Genomic DNA, 17,301 nt, shown 5'->3' with positions numbered 1-17,301 from the left:
CGCGGTCCCCCGCCCCATCGTGGCTACGTCACGGCTCGTGCACCTCCCGGAAAACGCCTCCGGGGATAGCGGTGGCGGAGGGAACTGCTGGGGAAACCGGGCGGTAGCAGTGGCACTCTCAGAAACAGTGACGGGGGCCTTGTTCTCGGCCAGGTACGGGTCGGCCCGGTCGATCGCCGCCACGCCACCGGATGGGTGTCGTACTGGACGACGGCGACGGCCTCCTGCCGGGTGGCCCCGTGCCGCCGGCTTCGCGGTGGAAGGGCGGCAACGGCAGAAGCTCGAGTACGACGGTGCCCGCTTCGACGTGGAACTCCACGCCCGCCTGGCAACGGACCCGGACTCGGACCCTGAGCACCTGAGCGCTGAGGCCGGCCCGCCACCCTGCTCGACTCCGCGGGGGTCCCCCGCCACACGTCACGTCACTCCATGGGCTCCGCGCTCCTCGCCCACCCTCGTGCCTCGCCCTCGTCGATGAGGCGTCGCCCTGCCTCCCACAGTGAGGAGGACGCGTCCCCGATCACCGCCTTGCGGGCTCGGACATCGTCGGCGGTGACACCCGGGGTACGCCACGTACCGCCGCGTGCCATCCAGTTGAGGAGCAGTGGCTGGAGCCGGTCCATGGCCTTGGCGAATACCGCTTCGGGAGTACGGCGTTCCTCGAATTCGTCCCAGAGTGCCCGCATGCGCCGTGCCTGGTCCGGCGGGAGCAGGTCGAAGAGCTCATCGGCCGCGGCGACTTCCCGCTCCCGCTGGTCGGTGCCCGCGGCAGCGTCGTACAGCGGGGTGTCCCCGGCGTAGATCTCCACGAGGTCGTGCACCAGGACGAGCTGAATGGTGTGGCCCACGTCGATGGGCCGGTCGGAGTGTTCGGCGAGGACCGTGACCATCATCGCCAGGTGCCACGAGTGCTCCGCGTCGTTCTCGCGGCGGTTCGTCGCGGCGAGGGGCGACTGGCGGAGGATGGTCTTCAGCTGGTCCACCTCCACGAGGAAGGTGAGTTGGGCGCGCAGCCTTTCGTCGAGATCGTCGGGGAAGGGCGTCTTCTCCACGAGTGGGCTCCGGCGTTCATGACTCATACGTTCATGGCTCATGGGTTCATGACTCATGCGTTCACGGCTCATGCGTTCATCGTGGCATCCGGGGCCCGGGGCGCCGACGCACGGGCCATGGGCCGGCGCAGCCGTCACGAGGAGGGGGCAGGCTCCCCGCCGGGCCAGTCGATGTCGGTCAGAGTGGCGAGCAGACGGCCGTCCGAAAGCGCCGCCACCACGTCCGGCCCGCGGGCCACCCGCTCGGTGAACACGGCGGGAGCGGTGTGGTCCAGGAGGAAGACGAAATGCTGGGCCGTACGCCGCCGCCACTCGTCGAGCTCCCCGTCGGCGTCCAGGCGGAGGTTGGAGTGCCAGGCCGCCTGGGCGAGAACCGACACGAACAGCCCGAGGAAGTCCGCCTCCAGCAGGTCGTCCGCGTGCTCGATCAGAATCGCGAGGCCCTGGTTCCCGTGGCCGGGACCGTGCCAGTCGTGGAGGCAGTCCACGAGCGCGTCCCAGTTGTGGCCGAAATAGCCGGGGAAGGACAGCCCCCGGGCGAAGGTACGGAATACGGCCACCGGATCGGCCATCTCGCGGCCGTCGAGCCGCAGGACCAGACCGTTTCCCCGCACCAGCGCGGCCGTCTCCGACGCCAGCCACGGGTCGGCAGCGGAGGTGAACACGACCCATGGAGAGCGGAGTTCCGTCAGGGTGGGGGGCCCGGTCGTCATGGACGAGATCCTTGCACGGCTTGGCTCGGAGGCGGGTCGGTCAGCCGGTGATTCGGTGAGCCGGTCAGTAGGTCAACGAAAGCGGGCAACCGTCCTCCGCCCTGCCCGGGCGGGGAGCCGTCGGCCGGCTCCCGGTACCGGCTCGGCACGCCGCGCGACCGCCCAGTAGAGTGCCGCGCGCGTGATCTCACCCGTCACTGGCACCACATCTCACCGGCCCGCGTGCTCGCGGGGCGGGGCAGGACCCGACGACAGGAGCTTTCCGTGCAGCGGAGCCGTATCCCCCGTACCACCGCCCTGACCGCGCCCGTTCTCGCTCTTGTCTCCGCACTGGCGTTGAGCGCCTGCGGCGGGTCGGGCTCGTCCGGCGACGATGCTCCGGGCGGGGACGCCAAGGGCGAGTCCAAGGCGTCCACGGCTCCCAGCCCGAAGGCGGACCCGGCAGCCGAACTGAACAAGGTCGTCCTCGGCAAGAGCGAGGTGAAGGGGTTCAAGGTCGAGAAGCCGCAGACGGAGTTCGTGTTCGCCAAGTCCAGGGACGAGATCAAGGTCGACAAGGCGGGCTGTGCCCCGCTCGCCTACGCGATGAGCCAGTTCCCGTTGGCCACGCCGCGGGCCGACCTCACGCGCGTCGCCACCGGCGCCGGGGGCACGTTCACGTACGTGGCCCTTGCCTCGTACCCGGCCGGCAAGGCGAAGGGCGCCCTGGCCGAGTTGTCCCGGGCCGTCGACTCCTGCGGCGCCGGCTTCACCGCCAAGGCGGGGAAGAACACGAACCCGTACGCGTCCATCACCGCCGAAAAGGTTCCAGCGCCGGCCGGTGCCGACGAGTCGGTGGCCTTCAACGCCGTGACACCGTACAAGGGCCGGAACCACACGGTGCGCACGCTGGCGGCCCGCCATGGGGACACGCTCGCGGTCTACTTCGCTGTGGACGGCACGGCGTTCTTGCAGTCGTACGCGGGCAACGCGAAGATCGCGCAGCCGATCGTCAAGGAGCAGAGCGCGAAGCTCTCGGAGTGACGCCGAACGCCTCACCAGCGAGTTCACGGACTCCTACGGCCTCAAGGGCATCAGCGAGGAGATCCTGCACGAGGTCACCCGCCGCACTCCCCGCTTCCAGTCCTGGCAGACAGGACCCACGCTGGCTTGCCCACCGCCGCGAAGCGGCCGCCTTCGTCGGCGAGGTCGGCTACACCGAACTGTCGGCCCACCCCGAGGCCCCTTGACCAGCTCAGACTGGACCTGCGCCTCGGCGGCCGGCACGACGCCGACCAACTCGAACGATTCCTCCCCCACCTCGGCGAAGGCGCCACCGCGCTGCTCTTTCGCTGCACCGCCTGCGGCACCCACATCACCTACGCCGACGCCTCGTAACGACTGTTGAGCTCGGCCGAGCAGGGCTTCGCCGCCGAGCCGGTGCCTCGGCACCCCCGCCCCACAATGCCTACGGCTCCAGCCGTGTACATGTGCGGGGGACCGACAAGTCACCGCCCGCGCTGGGCAACCAGTTACAGGGCAACCGGCAACCGGGCAACCCATCGACGCCCCACCTCACTCGAACCCGCGTCGCCGCACGCGCCCCGCGGCGTCCCCGCAATCCCCCGGAGGAGGGACCGGAACCCACACGAGTGATCGAACACAGCATCACGGCATGTCGCACCGGACCAGACGCGGAGAGTCTCAGGTTTTCGAAATCGGGTTCTAGATTTCGCCCCCGTGCACCCGTGACGGGGACAGAGAGCGCCCTGTTACCCGATCACCTGTCCGCCCAGCCGTCCCGAGGAGTCCGCATGCATCCCGTACGCCGCCCTGTATTCGTTCATCCTGCGTTCGAAAATCTCGCCGCTTCCTCGGTTCTGTCCGCCCATGCGGCCGCCGACCACGCGGGCCTTGTCGCCGACGGGGCACGACCGGATACGAGGTGCCTGGCATGACGGACTCCGTACGTCTCCCGTCTCCCCTCATCGCCGGCGTCGCCCAGGTCCTGCTGCGCCACAACGGCGCCGCCCTCCGCGTGCGCCGCCAACCCCACCCGGGCTTCGACTCGGAGCAACTCACTCTCGTAGGCGGCCACTTGCGCCCATGCGAGTCTCTGGACTGGCCGGCACAGGAAGGCAGCGTCGCATGAAGCGATTCTTCGGCAAGGTCCGCATGGCCGAACCCCACGTCTCCGACGCGGAACGCGAACTCTTCGGCGGGCCCCTGCGCTACGACCAGGGCTGGTCCCAACACGAGCACGCGCGCCTGGACTTGACCATGCGAACGGCACTGCGGCAGATGCCCGGGCTCGTCGGCGTCACCCTGCGGATGGCCTGGAGCGCGGACCGCCGCGCGCTGGTGGCGGTGGCGGTCAGCGAGCTCGGCCAGGGCGTCGCCGCCGCGGTGGGGCTGCTGGCCATCAACGCCGTGATGCACGCCCTGTTGGGGACCGGAGAGGCAACCGACCGGCTGAACGCCGTCCTGCCGGGCCTGCTCGCCGCCGCGGGCGTCGCCGTCGTGAACTCGGCGCTGGCCGGCTGGTCGACCGCTCGCGCCGGACGCCTCGAACCGCTCGTCGAGCGGATCGCCACGACCCAGTACCTCGCCGCGGCGACCGGCGTCGAACTCGAGGCCATCGAGGACCCCGCCTTCCGCCGCCTCATCGACATCGCCCAGTACGGGCCCACCTCCGCGCGCCGGATGATCGGCGCCTGCGTCTCCGCGTTGAACAGCACCATCTCGCTGATCGCCACGGCCGGGGTGCTGACCGTCCTGCACCCCGCCCTGTTACCCATGCTGCTGGTCATCGCGGCGCCGCGGGGCTGGGGCGCCATGCGGGTGGCCCAGGAACGCTACGTGTCCGTCATGAGCTGGATCGAGCACTTGCGGGCCAGCCGCCTCATCGCCAACCTCCTCACCGATCGCACGGCCGCGCAAGAGGTACGCATTCACGCCGTCGGCCCGTTCCTCCTCGACCGGTACCGGCGCATGGCCGCGAGCGCGGAGGCGGAGCAGGAGCGTCTGGCCTCCAGCAAGGCCGTCACCGAGTGGGTCGCCTCCGCCCTCTCCGGTCTTGCGATGGCCGCCACCTACGGGACCATGATCTGGCTGATCATGGCGGGGCACATGAGCCTGGCCGTCGCCGGCACCGCCGTGATCGCGGTACGGACCGGGTCGGCGAGCCTGGGCGCCCTGGTGATGACGGTGAACCAGCTGCACGAGGAGTCCCTCTACGTACGGGATCACGGGCGCTTCCTCGTCGAGGCCGCGCAGCATGCCATCCCCCGGTCCGGCGATCCGGTCCCCGACCTGGTCGGACAGGTCTCCCTGGAGCACGTCACCTACCGGTATCCCGACCGCGGCGCACCGGCTCTGGACGATGTGTCGCTCGCCTTCCCCATGGGGTCGGTGACCGCCGTCGTGGGTGAGAACGGCTCGGGCAAGAGCACGCTCATGAAGGTCCTCTCCGGCCTCCTGCTCCCCCACGACGGGACCGTGCGATGGGGCGAGGCCGACGTCACGGGCCTCGACCGGTCCCAGGTCTTCGACCGCGTCTCCCTGCTCACCCAGGACTTCCAGCGGTGGCCGGTGACAGCCGCGATGAACATCCGTATCGGCCGGCCCGGCCACGACGCCTCGCGGCGCGACCTGGAGGAGTCCGTCGGCTACGCCGGGGCGGGGTCCGTGGCCGCCAAGCTTCCCAACGGCCTGGACAGCATGCTGGGCCGCATGTTCCGCGGAGCCATCGAGCTCTCCGGTGGCGAGTGGCAGAAGGTGGGGCTGGCCCGTACCCACTGGCGCAGCTCGACATCGCGGCACGACAACGTCCTCATCGTCGACGAACCCACCTCCGCACTCGACCCCGAGGCCGAGATCGCCGCCTTCGACCGCATCCGGCGCCTCGCCTCACCGCACCGGGCCGTCGTCCTCGTCACCCACCGCATGTCCGGCGTGCGGCACGCCGACCACATCCACGTCCTCCACCAGGGGCGTCTCGCCGAACACGGCACGCACGACGAACTCATCGCCGCACGCGGCCGCTACGCCGACATGTTCGAGACGCAGGCGGCCCAGTACGCGCCGACCGCCGGCGTCCCCCGTCCCGCGCCTCCTGCCGCGCCGCCGGGCGCGGACCCCCATGACCCACCGGCCGATCCGGGCCGCCAAGACCGCCGGGACCGCCCGCCCGGGACGCCGGTCGTGCCCGGTTCGTGACGGCCGTGGCGGATGGGCTTTGTCACAGCGTCGCGCCGTCACGGCGTCCGGGACGTCGACGTCTCGTGTGCGTCATGACGCCGCGCGGCCGAACGTGCCGTGGCGGGCGGCGACTTGGAGGGAAGGGTACGGATGATGAGCAAGCAGAAGGTGGCCGTCGCCGGAGCGACCGGGCGGCTCGGGCGCCACATCGTGGACGTCCTCGTCGAGCGCGGCCATGAGGTCGTACGGATGTCCCGGGCCACCGGCGTGGACATCGTCGCCGGAGGCGCGCCGCTCGCCGACGCCCTCGCCGGCGTGGACATCGTGATCGACGCCGCGTCGTGGCCCGCCTCCGAGGAGGAGGCGGCCACGAAGTTCTTCCGCGCGTCGGCGCGCAATCTGCACGAGGCGGGCCGCCGGGCCGGGGTCGCCCGGATCGCGGTGGCGTCCATCATCGGCGTCGACCGCACCACCGGCGGCTTCGGTGCCGCGAAGAACGTCCACGAGAAGGCGCACCTGGCCGGGTGCCTCCCCGTCCGCGTCCTGCGTGCCGCGCAGTTCCACGAGTTCGTGGGCCAGCTCCTGGACTGGCAGCCGGGCGACGTGGCCCGCATCCCGAACTGGCCGAGCCAGCTGGTCGCCGCGCGCACCGCGGCGCAGGCACTGGTCGACCTGGCGCTCGACTCCGACGGGCCCGCCGGGGCGGTTCCCGGTGCCCCGTTCCCCGAGATCGCCGGGCCGCGTCGGGAGATCCTCTCCGAGGCGGCCGCGCTGCTCGGCGCGCGGCGGGGCGTCAAGGTGGTGGGCGTCGCCGATCCCGGCCTGCCCGGTACGGACGACATCGCCGACGACGCCCTGCTGCCGAGCCCCCACGCCCGGCTCGCCGGCCCCACCTTTCAGGAGTGGCTCGACTCGCCGGGGCCGGCCGCGCCTCACGCGTCCTGCGGGTACCAGCGCAGCTCGATCGTGTTGCCGTCCGGGTCCCGCACGTAGAGGGAGAGTGCGGTGCCCCGCGCCCCGAAGCGCTCGCCGGGGCCGTCCACCACCGTGAAGTCACCGGAGTCGATGACCTCCTGCCAGTCGAGCGGCTCGACCACGAGGCAGATGTGGTCGACGTTGGTGCCCCCGGACTGCCCGTCGGGGGCCGTCGTCAGGTCGATGATCGTGGTGGGGCTGACCCGCACGGACGGGAAGGGGACCCGACCGGCCCGCCACTCCTCCACCCGCACCGGTTCGAGGCCCAGCGGGCCGGTGTAGAAGGCGAGCGAACGCTCGACGTCGGCGACGTTCAGGACGAGGTGGTCGAAGGCGATCACGCGCATGAGGGTCTCCATGGGTGCGGGGCGCCTGCGGCGCCCGGGGTGGTGTCGGGGCGGCCCTCGTGGTGGTGCCGGGCCGGCGTGTTCAGCATCGGCGAACAGTCATCGATCGGTCCAACACATGCTTGTCATGTGATCCATCGTGTTTCACGATGGATCAATGGACCTCCAGCAGATGCGGTACGTCGTCGCGGTGGCGGAGACCGCGAACTTCACCCGCGCCGCCGAGCGGTGTCACGTCGTCCAGTCCGCGCTGAGCCACCAAGTGGCGCGGCTGGAGAAGGACTTGGGCGCCCGGCTCTTCGAACGCACCAGCCGCCGCGTGCGGCTGACCCCCGCCGGGGAGGCGTTCCTGCCCGCCGCCCGCCAGGCCCTGGAGGCCGCCGAGCGGGCCCGGGCGGAGGTGGCCGCGGCCACCGGTGAGATACGGGGCAGGCTGACCGTCGGCACGATCCCCACGGTGGCCGCCGTCGACCTCCCGGCGGTGCTGCGCGACTACCGGCTGCGCTACCCCCAGGTGCGGATCAGCCTGCGCACTGCCGGCAGCGAGCGCCTCATCGAGCAGGTGCGGGAGGGCGCGTTGGACGCGGCGTTCCTCGGCGTACCGCCCGGTTTCCGGCCGCAGGGGGTCCACGACCTGCAGCTCGCGCACGGCGCGCACGTCGCCGTGGTCGCCCCGGACCACCCCCTGGCCGGGCAGCCGGAGGTGGGCCTGCCCCGGCTGGCCGAGGAGGAGTTCGTGGACTTCGCCGCGGGCACCGCCGCCCGCGCCCAGTCGGACGACGCGTTCGCCGCGGCCGGACTGCGGCGCGAGGTCGCCTTCGAGGCCGGCGTCGAGCTCATGGCACGGCTGGTCCGTCAGGGCCTCTGCATCGCGCTGCTGCCCGCGGCGTTCGCCGCCGAGCTGCACGGTCTGTGCGTCGTGCCGGTGCGCAACGGCCCGGTCCGGGTCGAGCGCCTCATCTGGAGCCGGTTCACCCCCTCCCCCGCGGCCGCAGCGTTCCTCGCCCTGCTGGACGTCCCCCGGTCGGACGGCTGACCGTCCGGCCGGCTTCCGGGCACGGCGACGCACGCGTCAGGCCGCACCCGGGGGCGCGGGGGCGCCATCCCGTACGGCGTTGCTGGAGCGGCCCTCCCTCAGGCCGGGCTCGTGGGCCGGGCCGGACGGAAGAGCTCAGGTGTCAGCGCGGTACGCCGAGGCCGTCGAGGACGATACCCACGGCCCGGTCGAGTGCCTCGCCCTCGCTCAAGTCCGTCGCATAGGCGAGGGCGCGCAGGAGGAGGGAGACATCGTCGCCGGTGACGTCGGGGCGCGCGGCGCCGGCGGCCTGGGCGCGGCGGAGGGCGCCGTCGAGGGCCGCGCGGAAGGCGTCGGCCGCCTCGGTGACCGGCCGGGACAGGCCCTGGCCGTCGTCGTCGTGCGGGGGCAACAGATCCAGCAGGGTCATCTTCACCCGCCCGGCCGCCGCGAGGGACCTCATCAGGGAGGCGAAGGCCTCCCCGGGGTCCTGGCTCTCGGCGAGCGCCGGCGCCTGGGCGGTCAGCTTCTCCAGGTAGCGGCACGCGGTGGCCTCGATGAGGTCCTGCTTGGTGGCGAAATTCCGGAAGACGGTGGCGATGCTGACCCCGGCCCGCTGCGCGACCTCGTCGGTGGAGGCGGCGGCCCCCTTCTCGGCGAACACCTGCTCGGCGGCCAGCAGGACCTTCTCCCTGTTGGCGGCTCCGTCGCGGCGCATACCCGACCTCCTTTTACAAACGTAGTGGACACTACGTATGATGCGTAGTGGAGACTTCGCTTAAGGCTAGGGGGTCTCGTCCCGTTGCGCCAAAGTGCGGGCCGCCCCATGTCCGGCGATCGCCAGGAACGGGATCGCCATGAACAGGTCGGGCCGATGAGCGCACAGCCCTGCCAGGCGAAAGACGCCCCTCCCTTCGGGCCGGCCCCCTTCCGTGGGGGCGGCGGAAAACACCAAGGAGCACCCCCATGTCCATAACGGACGAGAACACCACTGTCGTGATCGTGGGCTCGGGTGTCGCCGGGCTCGCCCTCGGCAACTTCCTCCTGCGCAGCGGGATCGACTGCGTGGTGCTGGAGCGGCACAGCCGCGAGTACGTCGAGCAGCGCCAGCGCGCGGGGGTCATCGACCCCAGGGCCGCGCGCATGTTCCGCGAGTGGGGCCTGGCGGACCGGGTCCTCGACGGCGCCCCCTTCGCGCCGGTGCTGAACTTCCGCGTCGACGGCGAGACGCGGCCCTTCCGGTACGTGACCGACGACCACGTCGACGGACGCTTCTGCCCCCAGCAGGTCCTCGTGCGCAACCTCATCGACGTCTTCGTCAGCGACGGCGGCGACCTCCGCTTCGCGGCCGAGGACGTCGAACTGGAGGACCTCACCGGCCCCCGGCCGCAGGTGCGCTACCGCGACAGCACGGGCGTGACGCGGACCCTCACCTGCGACGTCATCGCCGGCTGCGACGGAGACCACGGCGTCAGCCGCGCGAGCATCCCCGACGACGTACTCACCCGCCAGTCCCACGAGTACGGGTACGCCTGGCTGACCGTACTGGCCGACGCCCCCGCCGACCACCAGTCCATGATGGCGATCCACGACCGGGGATTCGCCGGCCAGTTCGCCCGCGGACCCCGGGCCAGCCGCTTCTACCTCCAGTGCCCGCTGGACACTGCCGTCGAGGAGTGGCCGGACGACCGGATCTGGGAAGAGATCGAGGCACGCCTCGGCGAACCGGTCACCGCGAAGGGGCCCATCACCGGCAAGACGGTGGTGCCGCTGCGCAGCGTGGTCCACGCCCCGATGAGCCACGGCCGCCTGTACCTGCTCGGTGACGCCGCGCACATCGTGCCGCCCATGAGCGCCAAGGGCATGAACCTGGCCCTGCACGACGCCGACGTGTTCGCCACGGCCGTCCTGAAACAGGTCAGGGAGCAGGACGCGGGCCCGCTGGAGGCGTACTCCGCCACCTGCCTGAAGCACGTGTGGAACTACCAGGCGTACGCCGCATGGTTCACCGACCTCATGCACGACGCGGGAGACGTCTCCTACCACGGCGAATTCCGGCGCAGCCTCGCACGCGCCGAGCTCGAACGCCTCTACGACTCCGAGACCGCCAACCGGCTCTTCGGCGAGTTCCTCACCGGCCTGAACTGAGCCCCCGCCTCCCGGCCGAGCAAGCAGAGTTCGCGGGCCTGAGCAACCGGGCCCGCAGCCTCCGACGAGCCGGTCCACGGCCACCGGCAACTTCAGCGACCCAACACCAGCCACCGCGCGGGCAGTTCGATGCGTGTGCCGTCCGGCGTGAACTCCGTACTGGCCAGCGGGAGGTCGTCCGAGTCGATGATCCGCAGCCCGGCCGCCTCGACGTGCCCCGCCACCACGTCGTCCACGATTTCGGCGGGTGCGAGGCCGTGCGCGAAGACCGGCGCCAGCTTCGGCGGCGGCCCCGCGGGGCCCTGCAACAGCTCCATCAGCACCGGACGCGCCGCCTCCGACAGTTCGACGAGGAACGCGCGGCCCCGCTCGCCGAGCAGTGTGGCGATGCCGTCCAGGAGCGGCTGCCGGTCATCGGGCTCGCACTGGTGCAGCACGCCTCGCATATAGATGTTCACGTCGCCGATCTCCGCGTGCAGTTGCTCGGCCTCGCTCTGCTCGACCACGTCGAGCTGCCGGAAGTCGACCTGGCCGGCCGGGTCCGCGCGCCGGGCGTGGTCGAGGGCGGCCGCCGAGAGGTCGACCCCGAGGACGCGCGGAAACCGGTCGGCGAGGAACCGCGTCTGGGTGCCGTTGCCGCAGCCCAGGTCGACGACGGGCAGGCCGACGGCTGTGATGTGCGGTTCGAAGAGGGCGAGATGGAGGCTCGCGGTGAGGGCGGGTTCGGCGTCCCAGAAGACGGCGCCCGGCTCGTCGGAGGCCTCCCGCCAGAACCCCTCCCAGGCCTCCCTGTACCGACTCGTGATGCTCATGTCCGTGCTCCCCGGGATGCGACGACGGCCGCCGAAGCCGGCGACAAGATCGGTCTACCGCGCCCCGGGCGCACGGACAAGACACCCGCGCACTACCTTCACCGGTCATTCGATTCGCTCCCGCCGGGCGCGCGCCCGCTCCCGGGAGCAAGCGATACGAGCGGTACGGCTGGTACGGGCGCTCACCCCTGCGGGCCCCGCAGGTCTCAAAGAGGCTTCAACTAGCGCCTCGGCAGCGCCAGTTCGAACCAGACCGTCTTGCCCCGCCGCGTCCGGCTCGTGCCCCACTCCTTCGCCAGCGCGCTCACGACGCGCAGTCCGCGCCCGAACTCGTCGGCCGGGCCCGCGCTGAGCAGCGTCGGCAGGGTCTGGTCGTCGTCCTCGACCTCGCAGACCAGCGCGCCCGCGCGGACCATGCGCAGATCGATCCTCGTACTGCGCGAGTGCCGCACCACGTTGGTGACCAGTTCGCTGACGAGCAGTTCGGCCGTGTCGGCGAGGGACTCCAGGGACCAGTCGCGCAGTTGGGCGCGGACCGTCTCGCGGGCCCTTCCCACCTCCGCGGCGTCGACGGCGAGGCGCTGGTGCGCGACGTCCCGGGCCGCGATGCCGTTGAGCCGGGCCATCAGGAGCGCGACGTCGTCCTTGCGGCCGCCGCGGGTGTTGAGGGCGCGGATGATCGTGTCGCAGGCGGCGTCCATCGAGGCGGCCGGGTGTGCGGCGGATTCGGTGAGCGTGGCGAGCCCCACGCCGATGTCCTCACCGCGTACCTCGACGAGACCGTCGGTGCACATCAGCAGCCGGTCGCCGGGCGCGACCCGCACCACGACGGACTCGAAGGGCACACCACCGACGCCGATGGGCGCACCCGTGGGCAGGTCGAGGAGTTCGCTGCGGCCGCTCTCGGCGCGGACCAGGACGGGCGGGATGTGGCCGGCGTTGGCGAGGTGCAGTTCGCTCGCGATCGGGTCGTAGACCGCGTACAGGCAGGTCGCCAGATAGTGCTCGCCGAGACGCTGCGCGAGGTCGTCGAGGTTGCGCAGGAGCTGTTCGGGCGGCAGGTCGAGGGCGGCCATGGTCTGCACGGCCGTACGCAACTGGCCCATCATCGCGGCCGAGTTGAGGCCGTGGCCCATCACGTCGCCGACGACGAGCGCGGTCCGCGAGCCGGGCAGTTTGACGGAGTCGAACCAGTCACCGCCGACGCGGCCGAGGAGGGTGCCGGGCAGATAGCGGGTCGCGATGTCACCGCCGGGCATCCGGGGCTGGATGTGCGGCAGCATGCTGTCCTGGAGGGTGTCGGCGACGCTCTCCTGGTACGTGTACATGCGGGCGTTGTCGAGCACGAGCCCGGCGCGGGCGGCCAGTTCGGCGCCGGTGACGCGGTCCATGTCGTTGAAGACCTGCCGCTCCTCGTGGCGGAGCAGGATCATGAATCCCAGCACCACGTTGCGCGCCTTCAGGGGCACGACGAGCATCGAGCGGCGGTTGATCAGCGGGCGGATGTCGCGCTTCTCGAACTGCGAGGCGATGGCATTGCCCATCTCGTCGGAGATGCGCGGCACGAGCACCGGTTCGCCGGAGGTCATGCACTGGAAGAACGGGGTGTGCGCGGGGAAGGGCATGGACTCGCCGACGGGCACCACGTCGTCCCAGCGCCCGGGTTCGTCGGTGTGCTCCAGGGCGACGCGGTGCCACATGGTGGTCTCGTCCGGCACGCCGTCGGGAAAGCCCTCGCCCGCGACGACCTGCTCGCGCAGATAGGTGCCGGCGACATCCGTGAAGCGCGGCACGACGGCCCTGCTGACCTCGACGATCGTCCGGGACAGGTCGAGCGAGGAGCCGATGCGTCCGCTGACCTCGTTGAGGAATTCGAGGCGCTCGCGCACCGCCACGTACTCCAGGTCCTCGACCTCGTCCGCCGCCTCCGGTGTCACCGGCAGTCCGTCTGCGGCGGCCTGCGCGGCGCGCTGTCTGCGCTCCTTGCGCTCGGCCCGCCGGGCGACGCCCCAGTCCGGGGTCACCGGGACCCGGTCGTGGTGGCTGAACTCAAGGACGGGGTAGCCCAGTTCGAGGACCTGGGCGACGATGCGGGCGCTCTCGCCCACGCTCATGCTGGGCAGGATCTCGGGCAGCCGGGCCGCCAGCTCGTCCGCGCCGGGGAAGTCGGTGTGCAGCGCGAAGCCGGGGGCTATCCGCTCGATCCGGTCGTCGCGCTCGTCGCGTTCGTCCCGCTCACCCCCGCCGGCGTCCGGCCGCACGGCCGGAGTCAGCTGCGCGGCGTCGGCGGCGAGCACGAGGAGCCGCTCGGGTCCGGGGCCGATCAGCGGGTACGCCCACCACAGCACGTCGACACGGCCACGGTCGTTCTCGCCGCCCCGGTCGCCTCCGCCGCCCCGGTCGTCCTCGCCGCCCCGACCGCTGTCCGCCTCCGCGAGCCGCGCGCGCCCGGCGGCGGGGTAGGAGATCTGACCGTCGAGGGAGGTCTCCAGGTCGGGGCCGAGGCCGTCATAGGTCCCGTAGGCCTCGCGGTCCTCCTGGATCGCACCGTGCACCGGGAGCAGATCGCCCACGGGACGGCCGACGGCCTCCTCCTTGCCGTACCCGAAGAGGCGGCGCGCACCGACGCTCCAGTGCGAGACGAGTCCCGCTCCGTCGACGACGACCACGGCCAGCGGGATGCGTCCGGACGCGGCACTTCGCGTGGCCGGCTCGCCCGGAGTGCCTCGCTCCATGGCTCATGCTCCTTCCCCTGGCAGCGCAAGATCTGGACCGCCACCAACCACCGTACGGCCGCCGCGGGTTGCCGTGCGGGGCAATACGAGAATTGCCCCGCGGCGGCCGGGCCACCGGCGCACGCCCCCCGGACGGCCGCCGGGCGGCCTCCGCTCAGTCCTCGTGCCCGAGCTGGAGGTCCCGCTCGGTGCGGCCGCCGCCGGCCACCTGCAGGACCGTCGCGACCGGCGGGTAACCCGCCGCGATCACGGTGTACTCGCCGGACGACAGATCGATGAAGCGGAAGGTGCCGTCCGTGCCGGTGGTGAGGGTGTCGACGACGTTGCCCGCGGCGTCCAGGAGCGTCACGCGCGCGTCCTCGACGGGCCGGCCGCCGCTGGCCCGCACGGTGCCGCGCAGCACGGCGCCGCCCGCGAGCTCCACGTCCTGCCGGGTCTCGCGGGAGGCCTGCACACTGACCGGCAGGGCGGCGGGGCGGAAGGCGGGGGCGCTGGCCGCCAGTGTGTACTCGCCGGCCACCAACTCGGTGATGACGTAGCCGCCTTCGCGCCCGCTGCGGGTCGTGGCGACGACCTCGCCGCGGACGTCGGTGAGGGTGACGGCGGCGTCCCTGACCGGCGTGCCGTCGGCGGTCACCACGGTGCCCGCGAGGCGGCCGGCGCCGCCGAGGACCACGTCGAGCTCGACGGGCCGCTCGCCGACGGTGACGGTGACGGCCTGCGGCTGGTGGCCGCCGGCAGCCGCGATCAGCACGAAGGAGCCGGTGCCGGGCGTGGACAGCGCGTACCGGCCGTCCTCGCCGCTCGCCCCGCGGCCGATCTGCTGCCCGCCCACGTCGATGAGGGTGAGGGCCGCGCGGGGCACCACGGTGCCGTCGGGGTGCTGCACGGTGCCGCAGACCGGGACCCCGGCCGCGTACGTCGCCGGGCGGGTCTGCGGCGGCACGGCCACGGCCTCGTCTGCGGGTGCGTTGTGGGAAGTGGCGCTGGACAACAGGGGAGTCTCCTTGAGGAAGAAGGCGAGCAGCATGCCGAGGACGAGCACCGGCACCAGGTAGAGGAAGATCCGCGGCATCGCGTCGGCGTAGGCCTGGATGTAGCCGTCGCGCAGCGGCGCGGGCAGGGTGTGGACGAGCTGCGGGGTGATGGACTCGGCGTCGGGCAGGGCCGCGCCCGCTCCGGCGGGGATGCGCTCCCGCAGCGCGTCGGCGAGCCGGTCGGCGAAGAGCGTGCCGAAGATGGCGGCGCCCACGCTGCCGCCGATCTGCCGGAAGTAGTTGTTGGCGCTGGTGGCGGTGCCCAGGTCGGCGGGGCGGACCGCGTTCTGCACGGCGAGGACGAGGACCGGCATGACCAGGCCGATGCCCGCGCCGAGCACGGCCATGTAGACGCTGTACTGCGCCCGGGAGGTGTCGACCTCCAGGCGCGAGAGCAGCCACATGCCGACGACGGACAGGGCGCCGCCGAGGATCGGGTAGATCTTGTAGCGCCCGGTGTGGCTGATGAGCTGCCCGGAGACGATGGACGCGCCGACGATGCCGCCCATCATCGGCAGCATCAGCAGGCCGGACTCGGTGGCGCTCGCGCCGTCGACCATCTGCAGGAAGGTCGGCAGGTAACTGGCCGCTCCGAAGAGGGCGATGCCGATGACCATGCCGACGAGAGAGGTGATGTTGAAGACCGGATCACGGAACAGCCGCAAGGGGATGATCGGTTCTGCGGCGAACTTCTCGGCGACCAGGAAGAGCACGCTCGCCGCCACGGCGCCGGCGCCGAGCCCGAGGATGACGCGGTCGCCCCACTCGTACTCGGTCCCGCCCCAACTGGTCAACAGCACCAGGCAGGTGGAGGCGGCGGCCAGCAGCAGCGCGCCGAGCACGTCGAGCCGTGCCTTGGCGGTGGGCTTGGGGAGCTTCAGGACGAGGGTGACGACGAGGAGCGTGACGAGGCCGAAGGGCACGTTGAAGTAGAAGCACCAGCGCCAGGAGACATGGTCGGTGAAGAAGCCGCCGAGCAGCGGGCCGGCGACCGACGCGAGGCCGAACGCGGCGCCGATCAGGCCCATGTAGCGGCCGCGCTGCCGGGGCGGCACGATGTCCGCGATGATCGCCTGGACGCCGATCATCAGGCCGCCCGCACCGGCGCCCTGGATCGCGCGGAAGGCGATGAGCTGGTCCATCGTCCGTGACCAGCCGGCGAGCGCCGAGCCGACGACGAAGACGACGATGGCGAACTGGAAGACTCCCTTGCGCCCGAAGAGGTCGCCGAGCTTGCCGTAGATGGGCAGGCCGATGGTGGAGGTGAGGAGGTAGGCGGTGATCGCCCAGGACATCTTGTCCAGGCCGTGCAGCTCGCCGACGATCTTCGGGAGCGCGGTGGCGACGATCATCTGCTCCAGGGCGGCGAGCAGCAGGGCGAGCATCAGCCCGACGAAGACCATCCGCACCCGGCTGGGGCTGAGCCCGTGCCCCACCGGATCGGGGGCGGGCGGCGGTGCCTGGCCGCGCCCCTGACCGCCCTGGGTGGAGGGGCCCTCCCCCTCGCGGTTCCGTACGGCCCGCTCGGCCCGGCCGTCCTTCTCGTCCTGCTCGGCGACCTTCACCAGCGTCGTCCCGCCCACGTCCTGCTCCCCTCGTCGCGCCTGCGCCGCCCATTTCTCGCATTACGCGACAACAGCGAGCAAGCGCGACGAGTCGCCCCCGCGCGGGGCCTGGGGAGAGTAAGTGCCGGTGGGAGCCCTACGGCGTACAACGAAGCCGCACGGAAAACCACTCGAACCGGTGAGCGTGAGAACAACCCTGATGGGTTACGCGGGAGTTGGGCGGGCGAGCGGCACGGGCCGCACGCCCGCCGCGGGGCCTACTTCTCGACCTGGGCGGCGAGGTTGGTGAGCACGGCGTCGTAGATGCGGGCGAGGCCCTTGGGCGCGAAGGTCTTCTCGAAGAAGCCGCCGATGCCGCCCGCGCCGTTCCACACGGTGGTGACGACCACGCGCGACTTGCCCTCGCCCGCCGGGGTCACCGTCCAGGTCGTGACCATGGAGGAGTTGCGGTCCTTCTCCACCAGCTCGCCGTCGGTGGGCTCGCTGACCTCCAGGAGGCAGTCGCGGATCCGCTTGCTCGTGGCCTGCAGCTTCCAGTGGACGAGGGTGCCCTCGCCGTCACCGCCCTCGCGCACCTCGTACTCGCTGAAGTGCTCCGAGAGGAGCTTCTCCCGCGTGCCGTTGTAGTCGGCCAGCGCGTCGAAGACGTCGTCCGGCTTTGCCGCGATGATCCGCTCCGCGGTCGCTTCGACCTGCGCCATGGGGTTTCCTCCAGCATGTGTG

The 17,301-nt window shown here is 71.8% G+C and carries 13 protein-coding genes and 1 pseudogene; 6 read left to right on the top strand and 8 right to left on the bottom strand.

The annotated features are described in order from the left end of the window. Nucleotides 1-135: 135 nt before the first annotated feature. Nucleotides 136-337: pseudogene (locus tag ACZ6B8_RS10355) on the top strand (GNAT family N-acetyltransferase); the annotation flags it as partial. Nucleotides 338-422: 85 nt separating this feature from the next. Here the strand turns inward: ACZ6B8_RS10355 and ACZ6B8_RS10350 are convergent. Together ACZ6B8_RS10350 and ACZ6B8_RS10345 are read right to left on the bottom strand one after the other, a co-directional pair. Next, the gene (locus ACZ6B8_RS10350) at nucleotides 423-1,052 is read right to left on the bottom strand and encodes an HD domain-containing protein (protein WP_471606923.1); all 630 of its coding nucleotides are present in this window, start codon (nucleotides 1,050-1,052) and stop codon (nucleotides 423-425) included. Nucleotides 1,053-1,186: 134 nt separating this feature from the next. Next, nucleotides 1,187-1,765, bottom strand: coding sequence for a barstar family protein (locus ACZ6B8_RS10345; protein WP_471606922.1), 579 nt, complete (start codon nucleotides 1,763-1,765; stop codon nucleotides 1,187-1,189). Between the two features lie 264 nt (nucleotides 1,766-2,029). On the opposite strand from ACZ6B8_RS10345, the gene ACZ6B8_RS10340 reads away from it, so the two are divergent. The 3 genes from ACZ6B8_RS10340 (at nucleotide 2,030) to ACZ6B8_RS10330 (ending at nucleotide 6,937) form a co-directional block, all read left to right on the top strand. Then, entirely contained in the window at nucleotides 2,030-2,788 is a 759-nt protein-coding gene (locus ACZ6B8_RS10340) for a hypothetical protein (protein WP_471606921.1), read from the top strand. A gap of 1,104 nt (nucleotides 2,789-3,892) precedes the next feature. Then, on the top strand, nucleotides 3,893-5,962 hold the full coding sequence (locus ACZ6B8_RS10335; RefSeq protein WP_471606920.1) for an ABC transporter ATP-binding protein: 2,070 nt from the start codon (nucleotides 3,893-3,895) through the stop codon (nucleotides 5,960-5,962). A 135-nt stretch (nucleotides 5,963-6,097) separates the two neighbouring features. After that, nucleotides 6,098-6,937, top strand: a complete 840-nt coding sequence (locus ACZ6B8_RS10330) for an SDR family oxidoreductase (RefSeq protein ID WP_471606919.1) — start codon at nucleotides 6,098-6,100, stop codon at nucleotides 6,935-6,937. Here ACZ6B8_RS10330 and ACZ6B8_RS10325 read toward each other — a convergent pair. After that, the gene (locus ACZ6B8_RS10325; protein WP_471606918.1) at nucleotides 6,877-7,266 is read right to left on the bottom strand and encodes a VOC family protein; all 390 of its coding nucleotides are present in this window, start codon (nucleotides 7,264-7,266) and stop codon (nucleotides 6,877-6,879) included. The two genes, ACZ6B8_RS10330 and ACZ6B8_RS10325, sit on opposite strands and share 61 nt — an antisense overlap. A gap of 157 nt (nucleotides 7,267-7,423) precedes the next feature. Between ACZ6B8_RS10325 and ACZ6B8_RS10320 the strand changes: the two genes are divergently transcribed. Then, the gene (locus tag ACZ6B8_RS10320; protein WP_471606917.1) at nucleotides 7,424-8,302 is read left to right on the top strand and encodes a LysR family transcriptional regulator; all 879 of its coding nucleotides are present in this window, start codon (nucleotides 7,424-7,426) and stop codon (nucleotides 8,300-8,302) included. Nucleotides 8,303-8,444: 142 nt separating this feature from the next. On the opposite strand, the gene ACZ6B8_RS10315 is transcribed toward ACZ6B8_RS10320, so the two are convergent. Then, complete coding sequence (locus ACZ6B8_RS10315) at nucleotides 8,445-8,999, bottom strand: TetR/AcrR family transcriptional regulator (protein ID WP_471606916.1); 555 nt, start codon at nucleotides 8,997-8,999, stop codon at nucleotides 8,445-8,447. Nucleotides 9,000-9,247: 248 nt separating this feature from the next. On the opposite strand from ACZ6B8_RS10315, the gene ACZ6B8_RS10310 reads away from it, so the two are divergent. Next, a complete protein-coding gene (locus ACZ6B8_RS10310) occupies nucleotides 9,248-10,429 on the top strand; it encodes a 4-hydroxybenzoate 3-monooxygenase (RefSeq protein ID WP_471606915.1) in 1,182 nt (393 codons plus the stop codon). 92 nt (nucleotides 10,430-10,521) lie between these two features. Here ACZ6B8_RS10310 and ACZ6B8_RS10305 read toward each other — a convergent pair whose 3' ends face one another. The 4 genes from ACZ6B8_RS10305 to ACZ6B8_RS10290 form a co-directional block, all read right to left on the bottom strand. Then, entirely contained in the window at nucleotides 10,522-11,241 is a 720-nt protein-coding gene (locus ACZ6B8_RS10305) for a class I SAM-dependent methyltransferase (RefSeq protein ID WP_471606914.1), read from the bottom strand. Between the two features lie 221 nt (nucleotides 11,242-11,462). Then, on the bottom strand, nucleotides 11,463-13,976 hold the full coding sequence (locus ACZ6B8_RS10300) for a SpoIIE family protein phosphatase (RefSeq protein WP_471606913.1): 2,514 nt from the start codon (nucleotides 13,974-13,976) through the stop codon (nucleotides 11,463-11,465). 154 nt (nucleotides 13,977-14,130) lie between these two features. After that, complete coding sequence (locus ACZ6B8_RS10295) at nucleotides 14,131-16,596, bottom strand: MFS transporter (RefSeq protein ID WP_471606912.1); 2,466 nt, start codon at nucleotides 16,594-16,596, stop codon at nucleotides 14,131-14,133. A 239-nt stretch (nucleotides 16,597-16,835) separates the two neighbouring features. Next, nucleotides 16,836-17,279, bottom strand: coding sequence for an SRPBCC family protein (locus tag ACZ6B8_RS10290; protein ID WP_471073373.1), 444 nt, complete (start codon nucleotides 17,277-17,279; stop codon nucleotides 16,836-16,838). Nucleotides 17,280-17,301: the final 22 nt, after the last annotated feature.

This window comes from Streptomyces sp. NPDC041122 (assembly GCF_055592445.1).
Note: the sequence above shows the minus strand (reverse complement) of the source record. Positions and strands in the feature narration are given on the sequence as shown.

Coding starts and splice junctions, on each gene's coding strand:
- ACZ6B8_RS10345 (WP_471606922.1), bottom strand. CDS start 1,765: ATGACGACCGGGCCCCCCACCCTGACGGAACTCCGCTCTCCATGGGTC.
- ACZ6B8_RS10335 (WP_471606920.1), top strand. CDS start 3,893: ATGAAGCGATTCTTCGGCAAGGTCCGCATGGCCGAACCCCACGTCTCC.
- ACZ6B8_RS10330 (WP_471606919.1), top strand. CDS start 6,098: ATGAGCAAGCAGAAGGTGGCCGTCGCCGGAGCGACCGGGCGGCTCGGG.
- ACZ6B8_RS10325 (WP_471606918.1), bottom strand. CDS start 7,266: ATGCGCGTGATCGCCTTCGACCACCTCGTCCTGAACGTCGCCGACGTC.
- ACZ6B8_RS10320 (WP_471606917.1), top strand. CDS start 7,424: ATGGACCTCCAGCAGATGCGGTACGTCGTCGCGGTGGCGGAGACCGCG.
- ACZ6B8_RS10315 (WP_471606916.1), bottom strand. CDS start 8,999: ATGCGCCGCGACGGAGCCGCCAACAGGGAGAAGGTCCTGCTGGCCGCC.
- ACZ6B8_RS10310 (WP_471606915.1), top strand. CDS start 9,248: ATGTCCATAACGGACGAGAACACCACTGTCGTGATCGTGGGCTCGGGT.
- ACZ6B8_RS10305 (WP_471606914.1), bottom strand. CDS start 11,241: ATGAGCATCACGAGTCGGTACAGGGAGGCCTGGGAGGGGTTCTGGCGG.
- ACZ6B8_RS10300 (WP_471606913.1), bottom strand. CDS start 13,976: ATGGAGCGAGGCACTCCGGGCGAGCCGGCCACGCGAAGTGCCGCGTCC.
- ACZ6B8_RS10290 (WP_471073373.1), bottom strand. CDS start 17,279: ATGGCGCAGGTCGAAGCGACCGCGGAGCGGATCATCGCGGCAAAGCCG.